We start from the raw sequence: 3,125 nt of genomic DNA, 5'->3' as shown, positions 1-3,125 counted from the left end.
ATGATCCGGCGAGCACTGCAGCGCGAAGTCCAGCGCGACCTCCAGACCCAGCCCCGCCGCCGTGTCCACGAAGGCGTCGAAGTCCTCGATCGTGCCCAGATCCGGATGCACGGCGTCGTGCCCGCCCTCCGGCGAACCGATCGCCCACGGAACCCCGACGTCGTACGGGCTCGCGTTCAGCGTGTTGTTGGGGCCCTTGCGGAAGGTGGTGCCGATGGGATGGATGGGTGGCAGGTACACCACGTCGAAGCCCATCTCCGCGATCGCCGGCAGCCGCCGCGCCGCCGTCCGGAACGTGCCGCTGACCGGTGGCTTGTCCGGCTCGACGACCGCGCCCTCCGAGCGCGGGAAGAACTCGTACCACGAGCCGAACAGCGCCCGCTCCCGCTCCACCAGAAGGGTCAACTGGTCAGCGGACGAGACCAGTTCGCGCAGTGGGTGGCGCGCGAGGACGTGGTCCACATCGGGGGTCAGCGCGGCGGCGAGGCGGGCCGCGGCGGGGCGGTCGGTGTCGCGCAGGGCGTCCACGGCCGCCAGGATCGCGTCGCGGCGGCCCTTGCTCTTCGGTACGCCGGTCGCGGCACGCTCGTACAGCAGCGCGCCCTCTTCCAGGACCAGCTCCGTGTCCATGCCCGCCGGGATCTTGATCTGCGCGTGATGGCGCCAGGTGGTGATCGGATCGCCCCAGGCCTCCACGGTGTAGGTCCAGCGGCCCGGCCTCGGTACGGAGACGGTGGCGCCCCAGCGGTCCGTGCCGGGGGCGAGTTCGCGCATGGGCGTCCAGGGGCCCGTGCGGCCCTCCGGATCGCGCAGGACGACGTTCGCGGCGACCGCGTCGTGTCCCTCGCGGAAGACCGTCGCGGAGATCTCGAAGGCCTCACCCACCACGGCCTTGGCGGGGCGGCGGCCGCCCGCGACCAGGGGGCGCACGTCCAGGACGGGGATGCGCCCGATCAGGGGGCCGTCCCCGGGAACCGGGAGAGCGGCGGCGGCCTTCGGGGCGGCGGCCTTCGCAGGGGTGCTCGTCGGCGGGATCGTCGTCGCCGACGGGGCTTCCGCGGGGGCGGACTTCGCCGCTCCGGACTTCTCCGACTTTTCAGCCTTCTCTGACTTCTCCGGCTTGTCAGTCTTCTCCTGCTTTTCGGGCTTTGTTGTCTTCGCCGTCCCGGCGGTCCTGGCCTTCGGCGACTGTGGCTGGTCGGCTTTCTCCCCCGGGTCGGGGGCTGCGGTGGTGCCGGGCGTCGGGGGTGATGACGAGTGGTGGTGCGTGGCGGGCATGACCGCTCCTGTCCGCGTCAACGTGGGTGGGCGGATGAGGGTGTGGGGAGGTGGGTCCTGCGGGGCGTACCGGGGGAGCCTTCCCACTCTTTTCGGGTGGGCAATCCGGCACTTTGTTAACTACTCGCGCGTATGTCTACACACAAGACCGGCCTCGTCCGGTGAGAATCCACCAAGGATCTGTCAAGGATCCGCTGACGGTTCGCCAGATGAGGCCGGTCGGTGAATGCGCAAATACTTAGGGGTTGTTGACTTGCAGGAGCTTGTTCGGTGAGCCGAGCCCCGCTGCGGATATCTTCCCGGAGGCGGCCCGTTCGGCAAGAGCCTTGCTGACATCGGCGGGTGCCGCCCAGGCGTTGTCGGCCAGATAGAGCGCGGCCGCACCGGCCACATGGGGCGACGCCATCGACGTACCGGAGAAGGTCGCCTTGCCGCTGTCGCTCGCGTTCGAGGCCGAAGTGACGTCCACGCCGGGAGCGAACAGATCGAGCCGCGCGCCCCAGTTGGAGAAGTCCGCCCTCGCGTCCTTCTTGTCGCTCGCGCCGACCGTGATCGCCTCCTTGACACGGGCCGGCGAGTAGAGGCTCGCCGGGAGGCCGTCGTTGCCCGCCGCGACCGCGTAGGTGACGCCGGACGCGATGGAGTTGCGGACGGCGGCATCCAGCTGCGGGTCGGCGAGCCCGCCCAGGCTCATATTGGCGACGGCGGGCTTCTGGGCGTTCTTGGTCACCCAGTCGATGCCCGCGATGACCTGTGAGAGCGTGCCGGCCCCTTCGTTGTCGAGCACGCGGACGCCGACGATCTTCGCCTGCTTCGCGACGCCGTACGTCGTGCCCGCGATCGTGCCCGCCACGTGCGTGCCGTGGCCCTGGCCGTCCTGGGCGGTGGCGTCGTTGTCCACGAAGTCCCAGCCGTAGCTGGCCCGGCCGCCGAACTCCTTGTGCGTGATGCGCACGCCGGTGTCGATGACGTACGCCGTCACGCCCTGGCCCGCGGACTCCGGCCAGGTGTAGCTGCGGTCCAGCGGCAGGTCCTGCTGGTCGATGCGGTCGAGGCCCCACGGCGGGTTCGACTGCTGGTGCGCCACTGTCACGGTGGCGTCCTGCGAGACCGAGGCCACCCGTGAGTCCGCGGCGAGGCGCTTGGCCCGGCGCTCGTCGACCTTCACCGCATAGCCATTGAGTGCGGTGCTGTAGGTGTGGCTGATTTTCGCTCCGTACGTGGCGGCGATGGCCTTGCCCGCATTCGACGGAGCCTTCGTTCCCCCTTTGAGCGTCACTATGTAGCTGCCGCTGACGGAACCGGCTCCGCCTGCGCCGGATATCTGGCCCTCTGGGGCGGCGTGTGCGGGCAGGGTGATGGCCGAAAGAACCGCGGCCGTCATGACCGCGGTCAAGCCTCCCGCCCAGTGCAGCCGCCGCTTGCGCGTCACTGCCATGGTGTGAGTTCCCCTCCTCAACTCGGCGTGCTCCGGCCGAAGTTGCGCGCGCCCTTTTGCGGGGCTCTGGCAGGCCTCGTACGGCCCTGGACGGGGCCGTGGGAAGCCTTGACCGGATCGCCACTTGGCAGCCTCTCGTGCGGTGTGAAGTGCCACAAGGCCGCACGACGGGGCGGAATCGGCCATATCGCCCGTGGGGGACATGTAAAGGTTGCGGCGATAACAGGCCGAACGTGGGAAGCGCAGGGCCGTGACGTGTGCGGCTCCGCCGCGATGGGGGGTCCGCCGGGATGGGGGTCCCCGCTCATGGGGGTCCCCCCGCTCGAGCGAAGCCGAGAGTGGGGGAGAAGCCGAGAGTGGGGGAGAAGCCGAGAGTGGGGGAGAAGCCGAGAGTGGGGGAGAAGCCGAG

Annotated in this window: 2 protein-coding genes; both read right to left on the bottom strand. The window is 70.0% G+C overall.

Annotated elements, in window-relative coordinates:
* On the bottom strand, nucleotides 1–1,278 hold a 1,278-nt coding region (locus tag GAS53_RS54665; protein WP_225859731.1), incomplete at its 3' end, for a maltotransferase domain-containing protein.
* 238 nt (nucleotides 1,279–1,516) lie between these two features.
* Complete coding sequence (locus tag GAS53_RS54660; RefSeq protein ID WP_151485275.1) at nucleotides 1,517–2,716, bottom strand: S8 family peptidase; 1,200 nt, start codon at nucleotides 2,714–2,716, stop codon at nucleotides 1,517–1,519.
* Between the last annotated feature and the right edge of the window lie 409 nt (nucleotides 2,717–3,125).

It is taken from the genome of Streptomyces albicerus, from assembly GCF_008905045.1.
GTDB lineage: Bacteria > Actinomycetota > Actinomycetes > Streptomycetales > Streptomycetaceae > Streptomyces > Streptomyces albicerus.
This window is presented reverse-complemented; position numbering and strand designations above follow the sequence as displayed.